The organism is Streptomyces sp. NBC_00400 (assembly GCF_036048035.1).
Taxonomy (GTDB): Bacteria; Actinomycetota; Actinomycetes; order Streptomycetales; family Streptomycetaceae; genus Streptomyces.
Map to the genome: position 1 here is coordinate 3,198,997 of NZ_CP107940.1, position 17,780 is coordinate 3,216,776.

General features: G+C 69.2%; 20 protein-coding genes. 9 read left to right on the top strand and 11 right to left on the bottom strand.

The annotated features are described in order from the left end of the window. Positions 1-7: 7 nt before the first annotated feature. The 5 genes from OHS81_RS13945 to OHS81_RS13965 form a co-directional block, all read right to left on the bottom strand. Positions 8-1,606 (bottom strand): acyl-CoA carboxylase subunit beta, encoded by a 1,599-nt coding sequence (locus tag OHS81_RS13945; RefSeq protein ID WP_328385099.1) that lies wholly within the window; start codon positions 1,604-1,606, stop codon positions 8-10. Beyond that, the gene (locus OHS81_RS13950) at positions 1,603-3,279 is read right to left on the bottom strand and encodes an acyclic terpene utilization AtuA family protein (protein ID WP_328391144.1); all 1,677 of its coding nucleotides are present in this window, start codon (positions 3,277-3,279) and stop codon (positions 1,603-1,605) included. Before OHS81_RS13950 ends, OHS81_RS13945 begins: the two co-directional genes overlap by 4 nt. Before the next feature lie 128 nt (positions 3,280-3,407). After that, entirely contained in the window at positions 3,408-4,235 is an 828-nt protein-coding gene (locus tag OHS81_RS13955) for a TIGR03084 family metal-binding protein (protein ID WP_328385100.1), read from the bottom strand. Between the two features lie 387 nt (positions 4,236-4,622). Next, positions 4,623-4,832, bottom strand: a complete 210-nt coding sequence (locus tag OHS81_RS13960) for a hypothetical protein (RefSeq protein ID WP_328385101.1) — start codon at positions 4,830-4,832, stop codon at positions 4,623-4,625. 17 nt (positions 4,833-4,849) lie between these two features. Next, complete coding sequence (locus tag OHS81_RS13965; protein WP_328391146.1) at positions 4,850-5,749, bottom strand: EamA family transporter; 900 nt, start codon at positions 5,747-5,749, stop codon at positions 4,850-4,852. Between the two features lie 180 nt (positions 5,750-5,929). On the opposite strand from OHS81_RS13965, the gene OHS81_RS13970 reads away from it, so the two are divergent. Beyond that, positions 5,930-6,835: a LysR family transcriptional regulator gene (locus OHS81_RS13970; RefSeq protein WP_328385102.1), complete on the top strand. Its 906-nt coding sequence runs from the start codon at positions 5,930-5,932 to the stop codon at positions 6,833-6,835. A 260-nt stretch (positions 6,836-7,095) separates the two neighbouring features. Further along, positions 7,096-7,713 carry a GOLPH3/VPS74 family protein gene (locus OHS81_RS13975; RefSeq protein ID WP_328385103.1) on the top strand — a complete coding sequence of 206 codons (618 nt, stop codon included), beginning with the start codon at positions 7,096-7,098 and terminating at the stop codon, positions 7,711-7,713. A 457-nt stretch (positions 7,714-8,170) separates the two neighbouring features. Here the strand turns inward: OHS81_RS13975 and OHS81_RS13980 are convergent, their stop codons facing one another. Further along, positions 8,171-8,959, bottom strand: coding sequence for a calcium-binding protein (locus OHS81_RS13980; RefSeq protein WP_328385104.1), 789 nt, complete (start codon positions 8,957-8,959; stop codon positions 8,171-8,173). A gap of 427 nt (positions 8,960-9,386) precedes the next feature. Here OHS81_RS13980 and OHS81_RS13985 point away from each other — a divergent pair, with 427 nt between their 5' ends. Beyond that, positions 9,387-10,313, top strand: coding sequence for an aminoglycoside phosphotransferase family protein (locus OHS81_RS13985; RefSeq protein ID WP_328385105.1), 927 nt, complete (start codon positions 9,387-9,389; stop codon positions 10,311-10,313). 175 nt (positions 10,314-10,488) lie between these two features. Continuing rightward, the gene (locus tag OHS81_RS13990) at positions 10,489-10,761 is read left to right on the top strand and encodes a hypothetical protein (protein WP_328385106.1); all 273 of its coding nucleotides are present in this window, start codon (positions 10,489-10,491) and stop codon (positions 10,759-10,761) included. Positions 10,762-11,016: 255 nt separating this feature from the next. Here OHS81_RS13990 and OHS81_RS13995 read toward each other — a convergent pair whose 3' ends face one another. Beyond that, the gene (locus OHS81_RS13995) at positions 11,017-11,424 is read right to left on the bottom strand and encodes a hypothetical protein (RefSeq protein ID WP_328385107.1); all 408 of its coding nucleotides are present in this window, start codon (positions 11,422-11,424) and stop codon (positions 11,017-11,019) included. A 477-nt stretch (positions 11,425-11,901) separates the two neighbouring features. Next, positions 11,902-12,081: a hypothetical protein gene (locus OHS81_RS14000; RefSeq protein WP_328385108.1), complete on the bottom strand. Its 180-nt coding sequence runs from the start codon at positions 12,079-12,081 to the stop codon at positions 11,902-11,904. A 314-nt stretch (positions 12,082-12,395) separates the two neighbouring features. On the opposite strand from OHS81_RS14000, the gene OHS81_RS14005 reads away from it, so the two are divergent. The 4 genes from OHS81_RS14005 (at position 12,396) to OHS81_RS14020 (ending at position 14,743) form a co-directional block, all read left to right on the top strand. Next, a complete protein-coding gene (locus tag OHS81_RS14005) occupies positions 12,396-12,653 on the top strand; it encodes a hypothetical protein (RefSeq protein ID WP_328385109.1) in 258 nt (85 codons plus the stop codon). After that, the gene (locus tag OHS81_RS14010) at positions 12,628-13,155 is read left to right on the top strand and encodes a DUF6879 family protein (RefSeq protein WP_328385110.1); all 528 of its coding nucleotides are present in this window, start codon (positions 12,628-12,630) and stop codon (positions 13,153-13,155) included. The genes OHS81_RS14005 and OHS81_RS14010 overlap by 26 nt, the downstream gene beginning before the upstream one ends. Positions 13,156-13,176: 21 nt before the next feature. Next, a complete protein-coding gene (locus tag OHS81_RS14015; protein ID WP_328385111.1) occupies positions 13,177-14,031 on the top strand; it encodes a helix-turn-helix domain-containing protein in 855 nt (284 codons plus the stop codon). A 73-nt stretch (positions 14,032-14,104) separates the two neighbouring features. Beyond that, complete coding sequence (locus tag OHS81_RS14020; RefSeq protein WP_328385112.1) at positions 14,105-14,743, top strand: DUF5753 domain-containing protein; 639 nt, start codon at positions 14,105-14,107, stop codon at positions 14,741-14,743. 108 nt (positions 14,744-14,851) lie between these two features. Here the strand turns inward: OHS81_RS14020 and OHS81_RS14025 are convergent, their stop codons facing one another. The 3 genes from OHS81_RS14025 to OHS81_RS14035 form a co-directional block, all read right to left on the bottom strand. Then, complete coding sequence (locus tag OHS81_RS14025) at positions 14,852-14,974, bottom strand: DUF397 domain-containing protein (RefSeq protein ID WP_328385113.1); 123 nt, start codon at positions 14,972-14,974, stop codon at positions 14,852-14,854. A 271-nt stretch (positions 14,975-15,245) separates the two neighbouring features. Continuing rightward, entirely contained in the window at positions 15,246-15,455 is a 210-nt protein-coding gene (locus tag OHS81_RS14030; RefSeq protein WP_328385114.1) for a DUF397 domain-containing protein, read from the bottom strand. A gap of 27 nt (positions 15,456-15,482) precedes the next feature. Next, on the bottom strand, positions 15,483-16,334 hold the full coding sequence (locus tag OHS81_RS14035; protein WP_328385115.1) for a helix-turn-helix domain-containing protein: 852 nt from the start codon (positions 16,332-16,334) through the stop codon (positions 15,483-15,485). A gap of 189 nt (positions 16,335-16,523) precedes the next feature. Between OHS81_RS14035 and OHS81_RS14040 the strand changes: the two genes are divergently transcribed. Beyond that, complete coding sequence (locus tag OHS81_RS14040) at positions 16,524-17,093, top strand: ATP-binding protein (RefSeq protein WP_328385116.1); 570 nt, start codon at positions 16,524-16,526, stop codon at positions 17,091-17,093. Positions 17,094-17,780 lie beyond the last annotated feature (687 nt).

Consider the following 17,780-nt stretch of genomic DNA (forward strand, 5'->3'; position numbering starts at 1 on the left):
TTCTGCCTCACATCCGGAAGACGCCGAAGCCGCCCCGCGCGCCCTCGACCGGCGCGTTGTGGAGGGCGGACAGACACAGGCCGAGGACGGTCCGGGTGTCGCGCGGGTCGATGACACCGTCGTCGTAGAGCCGTCCCGACAGGAACATCGGCAGCGACTCCGACTCGATCTGCTGCTCGACCATGGCGCGCAGCCCGGCGTCCGCCTCGTCGTCGTAGGGCTGTCCCTTGGCCGCGGCCGAGGCGCGGGCGACGATCGAGAGCACCCCGGCCAGTTGCTGGGGTCCCATGACGGCGGACTTGGCGCTCGGCCAGGCGAACAGGAACCGGGGGTCGAAGGCGCGGCCGCACATGCCGTAGTGCCCGGCGCCGTAGGAGGCGCCCATCAGGACGGACAGGTGCGGGACCTTCGAGTTCGACACCGCGTTGATCATCATCGCGCCGTGTTTGATGATGCCGCCCTGCTCGTACTCCTTGCCGACCATGTAGCCGGTGGTGTTGTGGAGGAAGAGGAGGGGGATGTCGCGCTGGTTGGCCAGCTGGATGAACTGGGCGGCCTTCTGGGACTCCGCGCTGAAGAGCACGCCCTGCGCGTTGGCGAGGATGCCGACCGGGTAGCCGTGCAGCTCGGCCCAGCCGGTCGCCAGGCTCGGCCCGTAGAGCGGTTTGAACTCGTCGAAGTCCGAGCCGTCCACGATCCGGGCGATGACCTCGCGGGGGTCGAAGGGTGCCTTGAGGTCGCCGGGGACGATGCCCAGCAGCTCTTCCTCGTCGTACGCGGGTGGCGCCGCGGGTCCCGGATCGGGCTGCGGTTTGCGCCAGTTGAGGCGGGCGACCACCCGCCGGGCCCGGCGCAGCGCGTCCGGCTCGTCCACCGCGAAGTAGTCCGCGAGCCCGGAGGTGCGGGCGTGCATCTCGGCGCCGCCCAGCGACTCGTCGTCGCTCTCCTCGCCGGTCGCCATCTTCACCAGCGGCGGCCCGCCGAGGAACACCTTCGCGCGCTCCTTGACCATGATCACGTGGTCGGACATCCCCGGGACGTACGCGCCGCCCGCGGTGGAGTTGCCGAACACCACGGCCACGGTCGGGATGCCGGCCGCGGACAGCCGGGTGAGGTCCTTGAACAGCGCCCCGCCCGGGATGAAGATCTCCTTCTGGCTGGGAAGATCGGCGCCGCCGGATTCGACCAGCGAGATCACCGGCAGCCGGTTGGCGAAGGCGATCTCGTTGGCCCGCAGCGCCTTCTTGAGCGACCAGGGGTTGCTGGCGCCGCCGCGCACCGTCGGGTCGTTGGCGGTGATCAGGCACTCCACACCGGCGACGGTGCCGATGCCGGTGACCAGCGAGGCACCGACCTGATAGTCGCTGCCCCAGGCCGCGAGCGGCGACAGCTCCAGGAACGGCGTATCGGGGTCGAGCAGCAGCTCGATCCGCTCCCGGGCGAGCAGCTTGCCGCGCCCCCGGTGCCGGGCGACGTATTTCTCCCCGCCCCCCGCGGTCGCCTTGGCGTGTTCGGCCTCGGCCTCCGCGAGCTTCGCGAGCATCGCCTCCCGGCGCTCCGCGTACTCGGCGCCCGCCGTGTCGAGCCCGGTTTCGAGCACGGTCAAAACAACACCTCCGGTATGTCCATGTGCCGCGCGCGCAGCCACTCCCCCACGGCCTTGGCCTGCGGATCGAACCGCGCCTGGGCCGCGACGCCCTCGCCGAGCAGCCCGTCGACGACGAAGTTGAGCGCGCGCAGATTCGGCAGTACGTGCCGGTCGACCGGCAGCTCGGCGGTCTCCGGCAGCAACTGCCGGAACCGCTCGACGGTCAGCTCATGTGCCAGCCACCGCCAGGCCCGGTCGGTACGGGCCCACACCCCGACGTTCGCCGAGCCGCCCTTGTCGCCGCTGCGGGCACCGGCGACCAGGCCGAGGGGCCCGCGCCGGGTGGCCCCGGCGGGCAGCGGCTCGGGAAGCGGCGGATCGGGCAGTCTCGTGAGCCCCCGCGTCCCGGGCGCCGGGGGGATGGCGACCCGGGTGCCGTCCGCCAGTACGGCCACCTGCGGCACCCCGGCCGCGTCCACCGCCACCGCCTCGAAGACCCCGTACGGGGTTCCCCTACCGGGCGGCGCGGTGACATGGAAGCCGGGGTAACTGGCCAGCGCCAGCTCGACGGCGGCGCCGCTGACCACCCGTCCCACCGCGTCCTGGTCGGCGTCCCGCACCACCAGCCGCAGCAGTGCGCTCGCCTCCTCCTGGACCTCCGCGTCCTCGTGGTCGGTGCGGGCCAGCGTCCAGCGCACCTCGGCCGGCCGGTTGCCCGCCGCGTCGAAGGCCGCCTCCATCTGCCGGCGGACCAGCACGGCCTTGGCCGTCACCTCCAGCCCGGTCAGGACGAAGGTGACCTCGTTGCGCCAGCCGCCGAGGCGGGTCAGCCCGGTCTTGAGGGTCGGCGGCGGCGCCTCGCCGCGCACCCCGCTGATCCGGACCCGGTCCGGGCCCTCCTCCGCCAGCCGCACGGTGTCCAGCCGCGCCGTCACATCGGGCCCGGCGTAGCGGGCACCGGCCGTCTCGTACAGCAGCTGGGCGGTGACCGTGCCGGCGGTGACCGCGCCGCCGGTCCCCGGGTGCTTGGTGATCACCGCGCTGCCGTCGGCGGCGATCTCGGCGAGCGGGAAGCCGGGCCGCAGCAGGTCATGGGCGCCGAAGAAGGAGTAGTTGCCGCCGGTGGCCTGGGCACCGCATTCGAGGACGTGCCCGACGGCCACCGCGCCGGCCAGCTGGTCCAGATCCCCGGGCCGCCAGCCGAAGTGCGCCTGGGCCGCGCCGCTGACCAGCGCGGCATCGGTGACCCGCCCGGTCACCACCACATCCGCACCGGCCCGCAGACACGCCGCGATCCCCCCGCCGCCCAGGTAGGCGTTGGCGGTCAGTACCCCTTCGCCCCACCCCCCGCGCGCCAGCAGATCATCGCCCTCCACATGCGCCACGCTGACGGACACCCCGACCTTGTCCGCCAACTCCCGTACGGCATCGGCGAGTCCGGCCGGATTCAGCCCGCCCGCGTTGGCGACGATCCGCACCCCGCGCTCGGCGGCCAGCCCGAGCCCGTCCTCCAACTGCCGCAGGAAGGTCTTGGCGTAGCCGCGCGCGGGGTCCTTCAGACGGTCCCGGCCGAGGATCAGCATGGTCAGCTCGGCGAGATAGTCGCCGGTCAGGACGTCCAGGGGGCCGCCGGTCAGCATCTCGCGCAGCGCATCGAAGCGGTCGCCGTAGAAACCGGAGGCGTTGCCGATGCGGAGGGTGGCGGGGTCGGCACCGAGGGGGCAGGGGGGCGGGGGCGAGGGCGGGGTGTTTGTGGTGGGGTGCGTGCCGGGGGTGGGGGTGCCGCGGGTGGGGGTGCCGCGTGCGGGGGTGCCGTCGGTCACGAGGTGCCGCCCTTACGGGATGTCCCCCGATGATCCTTCCCGGACGGCTCCCGGCCGTTGCCCGGCGGGCCCGCGAAGGCCTGGGCGATCTCCAGCCACCGTTCCGCGTCCGCCCCTTCGGCCCGCAGGGACGGCAGGTCGGCACGGTGTGCCCGCTGGGTCACCAGCAGACAGAACTCCAGCGCGTCCCCGGTCACCCGCTGCCCGGCTTCCGCAGGCCCGTACTCCCACACCGTGCCGTCCGGACCTCGCAGGTCGACCCGGAACTCCTCCTCGGGCGGGGTGAGTTGATGCGTCGCATAGGCGAAGTTACGGGTCCGCACCCCGATCCGGGCGATATGCCGCAGCCGGGCGGTGGGCCGGCGGGTGACACCCAGCGCATCGGCCACGTCCTGGCCGTGCGCCCAGGTCTCCATCAGCCGGGCGGTGGCCATCGAGGCGACGCTCATCGGCGGGCCGTACCAGGGCAGCTTCTCGCCCGCCGGACGGGCGGCGAGCGCCCGCAGCAGCTCTTCGCGGTCGTCGCGCCAGCCGGCAAGCAACTCGGCGGGCGGCACCTTCGCCCCCGCCTCGGCAGCCTCGTCGACAAAGGTCAGCGGCGAGGCCAACGCCTCCTGCGCGGCCCGCGCGAATCCCTCCGGGTCGGTGGCCGAGAGCAGGGCCTGCCGGTCGGTCCAGGCGAGATGGGCGATCTGGTGGGCGACGGTCCACCCCTCGGCGGGCGTCGGCGCCGCCCAGCGCTCCGCCTGCAGCCCGGCGACCAGCGCGTCCAACTCCTCGCTCTCCGCCCTGAGATCGGCCAGTACGGCGCCGGGATCGGACACGCGACACTCCCCTCATCGACGCGACTGCCGTAACAGCAGGGCGTGTTGGCATGCGACGACGGCCGCGGCACAGAGCGGCGGCCCGCCGGTGTGGTGCGGGTGCGGTGTGGTGCGGGTGCGGTGCGCTCCGAGCGTGGCAGCGCCGACAGAAACAATCAAGCACGCCTGCATGATTTTCTGATCCGTCGATGGCTTCGAGCCATGGTTTGCCGCATGAGGCATGAGACATGAGGCATGAGACATCGGACATGGCGGGGCGAGGCTGACGTCTACGAGGCGGTCCCCCCGAGCGGGGACGATCCCGTGGGGTCAATCCGGTGGGGTCAACCCGGTGGGGTCAACCCGGTGGCGGCAATCCAGTGATCAGCCGACGCCGCCGAGCGCCGCCTACCGCTCAGGAGCACGGCGACGAGCAAGGGCACCGGGGTCGATGTCGACCGGGAAGGGACGTTCGACGGCGGTCGTCTCCGCGGCCTGGACGAGGCGGTCGAGGTAGCCGCCGTTCTCCAGCTCGCCGAGGTAGAGGCGCGGTGCCGGCTCCAGCTCCAAGCGCCAGTAGTGGGCGATCCCCGCCGCGGCGTAGAGAGCCGGCTTCATTTCAGGTCTTGCACCTGTCAGTGCGCCCCCGCCCCCGCACCCCGTACCGCCCCCACACTCGCCGCCACGACCAGCCCGATCGCCAGCACCTCGGCCCAGCCCAGCGCCTGGTGCAGGACGAGGAACCCGGCGGTGGCCGCGGCGGCCGGCTCCAGGCTCATCATCACGGCGAAGCCGGAGGCCGGGAGCTTGCGCAGGGCGAGCAGTTCCAGGGTGTAGGGCATGACGGACGACATCAGGGCGACGGCGGCGCCCAGCCCCACCGTGACCGGGTTCAGCAGGGCGGCGCCCGCGCCGGCAATGCCGAACGGCAGGCTGAGCAGCGCCGCGACGGTCATCGCCAGTGCCAGCCCGTCCGCCTGCGGGAAGCGCTGCCCCGTACGGGCGGACAGCAGGATGTAGGCGGCCCACAGGCCACCGGCCGCCAGCGCGAACGCCGCGCCGGTGAGGTTCAGTCCGTCGAAACCCTCGCGTCCCAGCAGCACCACTCCGCCGAGAGCCAGCGCCGCCCACACCAGGCTCAGCAGCCTGCGTGAGGTCGCCACCGAGAGGATCAGCGGCCCAAGGAACTCCAAGGTGACCGCGGCGCCCAGCGGGATGCGGTCGATCGCCTGGTAGAAGAGCGAGTTCATACCGGCCAGTGCGACGCCGAAGGCGAGCACCGTGGCCCAGTCGCCCCGCGAGTGGCCGCGCACCTTGGGACGGCAGACGACCAGCAGCACCAGCGAGGCGACGACCAGCCGCAGCGTGACCACGCCCAGCGCACCGGCCCGCGGGAAGAGCAGCACCGCCACCGACGAGCCGAACTGCAGCGAGACGATCCCGCCGATGACCAGCGCCACCGACACGAGCCGCCCGCGCGCACCCGACGCCCCGGCGGTCCCGGCGGCCCCGGCCTGGGCCTCGGCCGTCAGCACCTCGGGCGAGGGCGGCACGGGGTGCGGAATCCCCCCGCCGTCACCGCCGGACACGGTAGGGACGGGAGCGACAGGGATACGGCCATCGGGGCTCTCGGACGATGCATTCACGCCACCACGCTACGGGGCCTTCTTCCGGTCCGTGAAATGCCTTTTCCCCTGTTGTTATGCTCCCCACGCATGAGCATCGAGCTGCGTCATTTCCGCTGCTTTCTCGCCATCGCCGACACCCTGAGCATCACCCGTGCCGCCGAGCGCCTGCACCTGACCCAGCCGGCCGTCTCCCGCACCCTGCGCCAGCTGGAACAGGAACTGGGCCTCCGCCTCGTCGACCGCTCCACCCACCACCTCGCGCTCACCCCCGACGGCCTCTCCTTCCGCGACCAGGCCGCGATCGCGGTGACCGCCTTCGACCGGGCACTCGGCCAGGCACCGCACACCGCCTGGCCGCTGCGCCTGGGCCACGCCTGGTCGGCCGCCGGTACGGACACCACCGCACTGCTCCGCCGCTGGCACGAGGAGCACCCGGCAACCCCGCTCGAACTCCTCCGCATCGACGACCGCACGGCCGGTCTCGCCCGCGGCGATGTGGACGCGGCCCTGCTGCGCGGCGAGGTCCGCGCCCCCGGCCTGATCACCGACCAGCTCACCACCGAGCCCAGGGTCGCCGGCCTCCCCGCCGACGATCCGCTGGCCCACCGCACCGCCCTCTCCCTCACCGAGCTGACGGACCGCACCATCGCCCTCAACACCGTCTCCGGCACCACCACCCTCGACCTGTGGCCCGCAGCAGCCCGCCCCGCCTCCACGATCACCATCGGCAACACCGACGACTGGCTGGCCGCCATCACCGGCGGCCGCGCCGTGGGCGTCACCACCTCCGCCACCGCCGACATGCACCCCCACCCATCCATGGCCTACGTCCCCCTGACCGACGCCCCGCCCGTCCCGGTGGTCATCGCCTGGCGCGACGGCCCGGGACACCCGCGGATCCCGGACCTGGTCAGACTGGCCCACGAGGTCATCGGGAGGGCGGCGGGCGGAGGGGCACCGCGCGCCGGGGGAATGACACCGGACACCGGCTGAGGCGACGCCGACCGCTGCCCGCATCACGACGCCGACCGCTGCCGCATCACGAAGTCCGCATCACGAATCCGGAATCCGTGGGATGCAGCCACCGCCTTCGCTCCATAAGCTCGTAGGAGGAACGCCCACCGGCGGGCGGCGAGACCCACCCGGCGCCACACCGGATGCCGGGGCCGGTCGCCGGGCGACGCGTCGCGCCTGATGCCCAAGCGAGTTCTTGCTCGTGCTCGTGCTCCTGATGCCCTGACGTGGAGCCCTTCATGACCACACCGCGGGACCTGTTGTTCGTCGCCATGGACCTGGAATCCAGTCGCACTCTGGAGCGCGGCAATCTGTCGCTCGCGCTCGCGGGCGCCGAGCTGATCGACCTCCTGGAGGCGCAAGCCGTCAGCCTGGACGGCGACCGCATCGTGCCGGGCTACCGGCCGGCCGTGGCCGACCGCCTCATGGACGAGGCCGCGTCGTCACTCGACCAGCAACCGCCGTACGAGTCCGTCGACGACTGGCTGTGGCGCCGAGGCCGCGGCCTGTCCACGGCCTACCTGACCGCCTTCGAGGCGGAAGGACAGCTCACTCGGCAGCCCCGCAGCCGCTGGATCCCCTTCCGGTCCGGCGGCCAGATGACGCTGGCCGACACGCCCGCACGCCGCGGGGCGGCCAGCCGCTGGACCGCGGGCGAGCCCGTCCTCGACGGCCTTGCGGCAACCCTCAAAATCCGCGGCGACCGGACGGAGGAACCCGCGAACGTGGACGACACTGCGGTCGAGACCGTGCTCGCCGCCGTCACCGACGCGGTGAACGAGCTGGAATTCGAACGCCAGCGGCGAGCCATCGACGAAGAGGCCTTCAGCAACATCTGGCGCGGCCCGGGCGGATGACGACGACCGCACGAACGCCGTGCCCGGTCAGCCGGACCAGCGCGCGAGCGGCCGCGTCCGGCCTGCCGAACCACGGCCACGGTACTGGTGGGCTCGCGTTTTCACCTGTCGTCAATTCACCATGGACCGCACCCTATTGATGACCGTGTGTGGTCGCCGGAGGCATGCTGGTTCCGGGTTCCACCCACCCCGGATGCGAAGCGGGATGTGAGGACGCGGTGGCAGACAGGGGCGGCGACGGAGGCAACCGTCCCAGGGCCTGCTGTCGGATTGCTGCGGTGCGGCTGGCAGTCTCGGGGGACGCCGAGATCGTCGATCGGTGTGGAGAGCGCGTAGGGATGGAGCGGCTGACCGGCTCGCCGACCGGGAAACAGCCAGGGCTCAAGAAAACCCAGACCGAAGGGGCTCCGGCCTGAGCCTTCTGCGCTTGTTGGAGGAGGGATGACCCTCCCGAGGGTTACTTCACGTCGACGTAGTCCGCCGCGGAGGCGACCGCCGGGGTGGTGGACGTGCCTGCGAAGGAGTAGCGGAAGTAGCCGTCCGCCGTGGCCTTCGTCGTCGTCCTCAGGTTGCCCTTGCTGTCCGTCGTGACGGTTTTGAGGGTCTTGTAGGTGCTGGTTCCCTTCTTTTTGAACTGGAGCTTCACCGGCTGCTTGGTGTAGCCCCCGTACTTGTAGGTCTCCCAGTCAGCGCGGGTCAGGGCGCCTGCGACGGTGAGCGTCTTGTTCTTCTTCACCGGTTCCGGCGAGGCGTTGACGCTCAGCCTGGAGTTGCGCAGGACCTTCGCCTTCGCGGCGGAATCCTTGGTGATGTAGTCACCGTCGTTGGCCAGGGCGTGGGTTCTCACGGTCCAGGTCCCGGCCGTGGTGTTGTCCTGGGGGTCGATGCGCGGGTCGATTTTCAGCGTGTAGGTGCAGGTGGTCGTGGTGAAGCTCTGGCGCACGCACTTGCCCGCGATGTTGTCGGGCATCACGAGACCGTAAGAGTCGCCGTTCGGGAGGAGTGTGTGCCACATGACCGGGAAGGTTCTTCCGGCCTCGATGCCCGAGTCGTCCGTGGCGGTCACCGCGATGGTGAACGTCTTCACGTCCGTGGTCCCCAGGACGATGTCCTTCCCTCCGTTGACGACCACCTTCGTGATCTTGATGTCGCCCGAGAGGTCATCTGCCTGGGCGGCCGCCGGAATCGTGAGCGCGGACAGGGCGAGGGCCCCGGCGAAGCCTGCCACGGTGGTGCGGTGATGCATGAAGGCGTTTCCTCCATGTTCCAGCGCCCCAGGAAAGTCCCAAGGCGGAGCTGACAATGCCCACCCAGTACGGGGGTGGCACGGACATGACCATCAGGTCGCAGGAATGGTTGCCCATCGATCACACGGCTGCCAGGACGGGCGGAGGCTCACACCGTCTTCCGGCCTCGGGTTTACTGGTGTGCTCTCGTATTCAACTGTCGCCGGTTCACCGACGACCCCAACCTGTTGGTGACCATGTGTAATCGCCAGCGGCGTATCGACTCCATGCCGACCCCGGTGCCCTTACTCAGACACCAGCCGCGAAGCAGGCAGCGGGTAGCGTGCCGTCCTTTTGCTCTGGAGAAGCCCGCTGACGGAACGGGTGGCGGTGGGCATTCCGGAGAGTGAGAGTCCACTCGGCCTGTCTCACGTACTGTGGTTTCGCATGACCGACTCCGAGATCGAGATCACCGCAGAGCTGGTGCACGATCTTCTCAAGGACCAGCATCCGGACCTTGCAGGGCTGCCCATCCGCGAGGTAGCGGGCGGCTGGGGCAACCAGATGCGGCGCCTTGGGGATGAGTTGGCCGTGCGCATGCCGCGCATGGAAGGTGCCACGGATCTCCTGCGCAAGGAGTGCCGGTGGCTGCCTGTCCTGGCCCCGCGTCTTCCGCTCCCGGTCCCGACGCCTGTGCGGATCGGCGAACCGTCCGCGCGCTTTCCGAGGCCGTGGAGCATTATGACGTGGGTTCGCGGCGAGCCACTGGACTACACCTCGATCAGTCGCGGCGACCACGCGGCTGACACTCTGGCGGGCTTCCTCAGGGCGCTCCATGTGGAGGCGCCCGCTGAGGCGCCGGCCAGTTCGGACCGCGGCGCTCACCCCAAGAAGTGCACGGGCGGCTTCGAGGAGTTCTTGCAAGCCATTGCCCCCGGCGGCTTTGACGCCGACGTCCGGGCCGTCTGGGACGTTTGGGACGACGCTGTTGCGGCCCCCGAGTGGGAAGGCCCGCCGGTATGGCTGCACGGTGACCTCCATCCCGCGAATGTCGTCGTCTCGGACGGGACACTCTCGGGCGTGATTGATTTCGATGCCATGTTCGCCGGCGATCCGGCGTGGGACCTGGCGGCCGCGTGGCTGCTGCTTCCCGCGGGCGCGGGCTCACGGTTCTTCGAGGTGTACGCGCATGCGGACGAGGCGACGATCCGGCGCGCCCGAGGGTTGGCTGCCATGAAGAGCCTCTTCCTCATCCTTATGGGCCAGAACGGGGAGCAAGGCCTTCCGGGCGGCAAGCAGACATGGGGACCCGCAGGCCGGGCAGCGCTCGATCGTGTTCTGACATCCAGTTCGGGCTGCCCCTCTCCTGCCTAGGCCCCGCCCCCGTCTCCGGGCGTGATACCGGTGGGCTCGCGTCAACTGTCACCAGTTCTCCGAGGGGTCCAGCCTGGTGGTGACCGCCAGTGGTCTCCGGAGGCGTATCGGCTCCAGGTGCCTCCGGCCTCGGAGGCCAGCTTGGCCGTGGTGACCCGGTGGCCCGAGTCGGGCCGTGGGCATCGTCAGCTACCGCGAGAGCAGCAACGGCGTGTACTACGACGGGATCGTGCGCGCGGTCACGTGCGCGAACGCCGACCAGAACCTGTACGCCGTCACGCTGTACAAGCCGACGTACGACCGTGAGTCCACGTACTACGTCTACGGCACAGACCAGGTGACCGAGCCCAACCGGACGGCGGGACCCGCGAACACTGAGCAGTCGTACGCCGATCGCTGGCGGGAATTCGACCGGCAAAACGCCGGGTGGCGCCCGGCGGACGAGTAGCCGCTCACAGGTCGTTTTCTCCCCGCCTGGCCGCCGGCCGGGCCCGGCCGGCGGATCGCCGCCCTGGCCCGCGAGCACGGCGTCAGCCGCGGCGGCCAGGGCGCCCCGGCGGTTCCGGCCCAGCGTAAGGCCCGCCGCGAGTACGAGAACCGGGTCAGCACCCTCGCGCCGACCCAGCCATGATCGTTCTCAGCGCCAACGGCTGTACCGATGTTCCCCGTGCCCGAACTACCGCCCCCTGCCGCCTCTCCCGCCCTATCGCCCCGGGCAGGCGTAATCCGGACGCACCCGATGCGGACTGCACGCGATCAGGTTGAGCGAGAGAAAACGGCCGCCGGTCACCCACCACCCGCCGACCCGGTCCTCACCGGCCGCCAGCGCCCGCACGGTCTCCTCGTGCGACAAGCCCTCCGGGTACGAGCCGACGAAAAGTTCGGCATACCGTGCGAGTTGATCCGCATACCAGTCCGCCCCCTCCTTCGGTTCATCGAACGTCGCCTCGATCCGGGAGGCCGGCTTCAGCAGCCAGTCCGCGCACTCCAGCGGCATCACCTGGGCAGAACGGAACTCCGGGTGGCCGGGGCGCCGGTGAGCGTCACCAGGCTTCACGAGCACATCGCCGCTGCCGAGCCAGACATAGGCGTGGTGGTGGGGTCCGGGCATCTCTCTCCCTACTGCGAACGCCTTACGTGCGTTGGTCTTGCCTGCACTGGTCCGAACGGGCGGCCCACGTCCCGGTTACGGGATGAGGGCCGCCCGGTCCACGGCCTACTGGCGGCCGCAGCCTTGGCCGTCGCCACAGCCCCCGTTGGGGTTGCCGCCCTGGTTGTCGTCCTCATCGCCGCCGTACTTGACCAGATCGAGGCGGTATCGCATGGTGCTCTCCTCGGGTGCAAAGTCGCCGCGCGGTCGGTCCGCGCGTCGTCGTGCCCTTGCGAGGGCCCCTCGTGGGCCCGCCCGCTCCGGCCGTGTCCTGCCAGGGAATGGCGGCCGGGGCGGGAGTTTTCACAGGCCGCCGCGGGTCCGACGGAACGCCGGCCCGCCGAGCAGCCGCTTCAGCGATCGCGCCAGCTACGACCGCCCGGATCCATGACGGGTTCGCCCCCGTAGCGCGGTGCGGCTTTGCGGCGCCCCGCCCCTTCACGGCTCCGGCTGGTGGCGCGCGCGGTGGCGGGCGATGAGGACGTTGAAGTCGGTCACCCTGCTGCTGTCCCGGGCGGCTGCGGCCTGCTGACGGCCGCGCTCCAGGTCCTGGCAGGCCTTGCACTCCTGCATGAAGGACGCCGCCACGGACGTGGGGCGGGATTCGGAGATGGCCATACAGATGCCTCCATCGGGCGTCGTCGGACCGAGCGGCGACCCAGTCCAAACGGGAGGGGGCTACGCCGGATGGCGACGCTAGAGGCGTCGGGTGTGTCGTCGCCATTAATGTGCATCGATGTGCAGAGAGCCCTACGTTCAGGGGAGTTGGCTGCTTTTCCCTTGATCCGAGCCGCCTCTCGCCGCGATTGTTGTGCACATCAGCGCACATTGCAGAGCTGAAGCCAGAGGACCGTCAGGGTCCTACACGTCATCGACACCGGCCGCGAGGCGACCCCTGAGGCCGCCCGCTCAACCCTTCACTGGAGGCTGACGTGCAACTACAGTTCATCGGAGTCGACCCGAACTCAGACATCGACGAGTCACCGACCGCTTGGGTGGATCTTGAGAACGCCGACATCGTGATCCAGAGCTACACGGCGGATGACGCCACGCGAGCCCAGTGTGTGCAGAACAATGCACCTGGGCACGCCCAGCTCGTCCCTGACCACGAGTCGGTCATCCGTGTCCCCGCCCGACTGGTGCCGATCCTGAGGGAGGCGTGCGATGCCGCAGAGCGTGCCAAGCTTTAGCAGCATGTTGGAGGCCGCTGAGCATTCAGCGGTGCACCTCGAAATGCGTGACGCGTATGGAGTCAGCGGTGAGTCCGATGACTTCACCACGTGGCAGCGCACCGGTCAGCGGGATATCGACCGCCACTCGGCTCACTGGGCACCCTGGGTCGACCTGGTCTCGCGGGCCGTCTCCCGTGGCCTCATCGTCCGGCGGGCACGCATCATTTCCGAGCCGGTCTCCGACTACATCCGGTTCGAGCACGCCGGCACCACCGTCAATCTCTCCGCCGGAGAGCAGGTTCGGTGGTTGCCTCGTCGGCGCGCCTCCGACATCGCTCTACCAGGAAACGACTTCTGGCTCTTCGACGGCCGACTGATCCGGTGGAACCACTTCGCCGGTAACGGCTCCTCGGGAGGCCCGGAGATCGCCGACGACCCGGCCACGGCGAAGCTCTGCTCGGAGGCTTTCGAGGCTGTGTGGGCACGCGCTGTCCCGCATGAGCAGTACGAAATCTGCTAGGAAAAGACACCTCGCTCCCTCATGCCCGTTTCCCCTTCCTCGTCCGCGCAAGCCGCACGCGAAGCAGTTGCCGTGCGGCTGCGCGATCTCCGCAAAGGGGCCGGGCTGACGGTCACCGATCTGGCCGGTCGGTGTGGCTGGCACCATGCCAAGACGTCCCGCATCGAGAACGCCCGCACTGCGCCTTCACCCAACGACATCAGACTGTGGTGCGACGCTTGTGGTGCAGAGGGCGAGGCAGCCGGAATAATCACTCTGTCGCTGCACGCCGAGTCCATGTACACCGAATGGCGCCACCAGGTCCGCGACGGCCTCAAACAATTGCAGAACCGCTCCGTGCGGTTCTTCCGTGAGACCACGCTGTTCCGCGTCTACTCCTCAACCCTTGTTCCCGGCCTCCTGCAAACCGAGGGCTACGCGGCCGCGGTGCTGCGAAGGGCTGCCGAATTCCGGGGACTGGCCGTCGACGACAGCACCGAAGCCGCTCAGGCACGGGTTGAGCGCTCCCGCGTCATCCACGAGCCGGGACACCGATTCGTACTGCTCATGGAAGAGGCAGCGCTCCATTACCGCATCGGAGACGCGGACACGATGGCCGGCCAACTCGGCTCCATACTTACCGCCGGTTCCCTGCCGTCCGTGTCACTCGGCATCATTCCCAAGGCAACCCACGACCGTGTGCTGGGACCACGTGAGACTTTCCACATCTACGACGACACTCTGGTATCCGTCGAGTTGGTGTCAGCACGAGTACGGGTCAAGCAGCCTTCCGAGGTCTCTCTGTACCTCAAAGCCTTCGAGCAATTGCGCAGCATGGCCGTGTACGGCGCCGAAGCGCGGACACTCATACTGAAGGCGCTCGAAGAATTGACCTGAATCCACAAGGCACTCACACCAGCAGCCTCCTCGCGGTCCAGATGAACGCAACCACACGATGGGGACTCAATCAGTGACCACAGACCAACAGAAGCTCAAGGCACTCGAATCCCAGATCCGGCCCTGGCAAAGTCAACTGTCCTCGGGCCACCGCCCGGTACAAGAGAACTGGTGCGCCACAATCGAGCAGACCAGGGTGGTGCACGCGTGGGAAGAATCCATCATCGACGGCATGCTGCAAACGGCCGACTATGCACGGCATATCTTCATCCGCTACGCGGAAATGCGGAACTCTCCTCGGGATACCGACGAAGCTGTCCACGCTAGGCTCAAGCGTCAGGAGATGCTCTACCAACCGGGCCGCAAGTTCCACATCCTTATGTGGGAGGCAGCACTGCACGCCCTGATCTGTCCGCCCACTGTGCTCGCCGCCCAGCTCGACCATCTCGCCGGCGTCATGGACGTGGATTCGGTAGAGCTGGGAGTAGTGCCTTTTCACGCACCTTTGAAGATCCCACCGGCCAATTCCTTCATCATCCTGGATGATCGGGTGGCGGTCACCGAGGACTGGCACGCGGAACTATGGCTGGAAGATGCGGACACCATCGCCACGTACCTGAAGATCTGGAACACGCTTCGAGAGTCCGCTGTCTACGGCGCCCAGGCCCAGAACATCATCAACAGGGCCCGGCGATCGGTCTCTTCAGCCTGATGCCCGGCCCTCGGGCGCTGCGGCAGATGCCGCAGCGCCTCAAGGCGCCGATTCATCGGCCTTCACCATCTCCACGAAGGAGGCCCAGGCAGTCTCAGCGAAGAGCAGTCAAGGGCCGGCCACGTTCGTGCTGTCACGTACGGCCGTGACCCGCGGGACGTTGCAGGCCACTTCCACGCACTCGCCCTGCGAACCGCTGCAACTGGACTTGTGAAACTTGAATGTGATCACCGGTCCTCCTTCAGCAAGCTCGTGAGCCGGACTCGGGCGCCTTCAGGAGACAGCGCGGTTCTCCGTACGCTTCCGCGCACCCGTCGATAGCGCGGACGGCGGCAATCAAGCCGGTGGTCTCATCAGTTGTGTCGAGTGGAGTCTCACTGAGCTCCCCACGGCGAAGGTCTCCCCGGGCCGAGCTCCCCACGGCGGGGGGGGCTCCCCGGTCCGAGCCCCCAACCACCTGGTTCCGGGGGACCTCACTGCCGCAGAGCTGGGAAACGTAGCCTCAGGCGGCCGCTGCGTCGTCCCCCTGCAACGTCGATATGAACGAGGCCCACGCGCCCGCCCCGAAGGCGAGGCAAGGGCCGGCGGGACGCTTGCTGTCACGTACAGGTATGACGCCAGGGAAGCCGTCGGCGACTTCGACGCAGTCGCCACCCGTGCCGCTGTAGCTGCTCTTGCGCCAATTGGCGGTCTCAGGGTTCAGTTTGATCATCTTCGTTGCCTCTCTCGGTCCTGGTTGCTACAGGTCCTGTCGCACCTGGGCGATCAAGTCGAGGCTGTCCCCCGGGCTCAAGGCGATTGACCTGAGCGAGTCAAAGATGAGCGTATATTCCGCCGTCTCTTCCTGGGTTTCCATGTACAGAGTCCCGGTGCGGTGCTCGATGCACACAACGTCGGAGTACGTGGGGTTGGGGAACCCGAACAGCACGAACGAACCGGACAGTCCCGCGTGCGCTCCCGCTCGGTCCGGAATGACTTGCACCTCAACGGAGGGGTGCTCAGCCATGCTCTCCAGATGCTCCAACTGCTCGCGCATCGCCTGGCGGCCTCCCACCTGGAGCCGGAGGGCCGCCTCGGTCTGGATCACGCACATGCGAGGCGGATCAGCGCGCTCCCACACTTCCTGCCGCTTTATGCGTGACTCCACCAATGCCTCGATCTCCTCGTTCCCGAGCGTCGACGGCGGGGCGGAGAGCACGGCCCTCGCGTAATCGGGGGTCTGCAGCAGTCCGGCGATGAGGTTGCTCTGGTACGACCGGATGTAGTCGGCCGACTTCTCGTAGTCGATGAAGTCCGTGAACGACGGACGCGCGAGTCCCGCACGCTGCACCCAGCCGGGCTCCCGGCTGCGCTGCGCAAGCGACACCATGTCGTCAACGACAGCCGGTTCATCCACCTCGTAGAACCGCAACAGGTCGCGCAGCTCGCCGAGCGAGATCCCAAGGCGCGCGTTCTCAATCTTGTTGATCTTTGTTCGATGACATCCGATGCGCTCGGCCGCTTCCTGCGGGGACTTACCTGCCCGCTCACGGAACTCGACCAGCTTCGCAGCGACACGTCGCCGTCGCACCGTTGGACGCGCTCCGGCCATGAAGTACCCCCTCTGTACATGTTCGTTGGCTGAACACTAACCGCCAATAAAGATCTTGGCACTAGTGCCAATTGCTCACTTGCCGATTTAGCGATCGCCTAGCACTCTGGAGACGTAGTCACTGAGGGTGTCAACCAAGTCACCACGCAGTGATCTTGACGCTCCGTCATGCGCTCCAAGGGGATAGCTATGTCCACACGCGCCCGGCCAGCAGCAACACGACTCACACCCGCTCTGGCGACTGCCGCAGCCCATCTATTACCCGCAGACGACCGAAGCGCCGCTCGTGCCCGCGCCGCGCTCCGTCGACAGCTTCGGGTCTGGCGCATCAGTGGCGAACTGGCCGAGTCCGCTGAGCTGTTGTTGTCCGAGCTGGTCACGAATGCCGTGCGGGCGCAGGTACAGACGCAGGGGCCCGCCGCCCCGGAAGTCGGGGTCCGGTTCGTGTGGGCGGGCGGCCGCCTCCGGCTGGAGGTGCGGGATGCGAGCGACGAGCTGCCCGTGATGGGCGATGCCAAGGAGGACGAGGAATGTGGGCGTGGTTTGGTGCTGGTGGACGCCTTGGCAAGTGGCTGGGGCGTCGACCGGGACGGCACCGGAAAGACCGTGTGGGTCGAGTTGACCGAGTGGCGCGAGGCGGGCGTGGTGGGCGAGTTGGCCCGGTCGGCAGGGTCGGCGGCAGGCGACACCTCGGGACCGGGACCGGCACCAGCACCGGGACCGGGACCGGGACCGGGACCGGGAACGCTCAGCCTCTGACTGCCCCACGGCCTCCCGTGGCCTACCGGGCGGAGGCTACGGCCCGCTATCCGACCGCATCCTCCAGCCACGCACGCGGATGGGTGTACCTACGCGCTCACGGCGCGCCTCGAGCCGGCCCATGGCCTCGACGCCTGGACTGCCCGTACCGCGGCCTCCCTTCGGGTGCCGTACGTCCGGGAGGCAGCGTGACGCTCGGGGCCGCATCGGCTCTCCTCACGCCCGGCTTCTGGTGTGAGCGGTTTGTGTATCGGTCCGTCCATGCGGATCGCCTCGCTTCCTGGTCGGCTCTCGCCACGCGCAGCCCCGTACGTGCGGTACGGCTGATGGGCGCGGATGCGCAGGAGGTGGCTGCCGGTCTCCCCGGGGACGAACGGCAGCGGGTGCTGGGCGAGTTGGGCAGGCCTGGGCAGGTAGGGGCCGTGGCCGCACTCCTGCGGGGCGAGCCGTGCGGGCTTGCGCTCAACTGCGGCGGGGCGTGGGTGGAATGGTCGGCCAGTTCGGTCCTCTTTCTGCCCCTCGTCGACGGGGCGGCGCCGGGAACACCTTGTCCGTGTCGAGGGGGTAAGGCGGTGGGGTTCGGGGCGCGTCTGACGCCGACGGGCGGGCTCGCGTAGACATCGGCCTGTACATCGAGGCCGGATTGCCCGCAGCCGGGAGCCGGCACGCACCGTCGGGGGTCCCACT

Excerpts from the sequence above, each read along its gene's own strand:
- OHS81_RS13995 (WP_328385107.1), bottom strand. The coding sequence starts at position 11,424 with ATGCCCGGACCCCACCACCACGCCTATGTCTGGCTCGGCAGCGGCGAT.
- OHS81_RS14040 (WP_328385116.1), top strand. The coding sequence starts at position 16,524 with ATGTCCACACGCGCCCGGCCAGCAGCAACACGACTCACACCCGCTCTG.
- OHS81_RS13970 (WP_328385102.1), top strand. The coding sequence starts at position 5,930 with ATGAGCATCGAGCTGCGTCATTTCCGCTGCTTTCTCGCCATCGCCGAC.
- OHS81_RS13980 (WP_328385104.1), bottom strand. The coding sequence starts at position 8,959 with ATGCATCACCGCACCACCGTGGCAGGCTTCGCCGGGGCCCTCGCCCTG.
- OHS81_RS14015 (WP_328385111.1), top strand. The coding sequence starts at position 13,177 with ATGCCCGTTTCCCCTTCCTCGTCCGCGCAAGCCGCACGCGAAGCAGTT.
- OHS81_RS13960 (WP_328385101.1), bottom strand. The coding sequence starts at position 4,832 with ATGAAGCCGGCTCTCTACGCCGCGGCGGGGATCGCCCACTACTGGCGC.
- OHS81_RS14010 (WP_328385110.1), top strand. The coding sequence starts at position 12,628 with ATGCCGCAGAGCGTGCCAAGCTTTAGCAGCATGTTGGAGGCCGCTGAG.
- OHS81_RS14000 (WP_328385108.1), bottom strand. The coding sequence starts at position 12,081 with ATGGCCATCTCCGAATCCCGCCCCACGTCCGTGGCGGCGTCCTTCATG.
- OHS81_RS13985 (WP_328385105.1), top strand. The coding sequence starts at position 9,387 with ATGACCGACTCCGAGATCGAGATCACCGCAGAGCTGGTGCACGATCTT.
- OHS81_RS14030 (WP_328385114.1), bottom strand. The coding sequence starts at position 15,455 with ATGATCAAACTGAACCCTGAGACCGCCAATTGGCGCAAGAGCAGCTAC.
- OHS81_RS13975 (WP_328385103.1), top strand. The coding sequence starts at position 7,096 with ATGACCACACCGCGGGACCTGTTGTTCGTCGCCATGGACCTGGAATCC.
- OHS81_RS14035 (WP_328385115.1), bottom strand. The coding sequence starts at position 16,334 with ATGGCCGGAGCGCGTCCAACGGTGCGACGGCGACGTGTCGCTGCGAAG.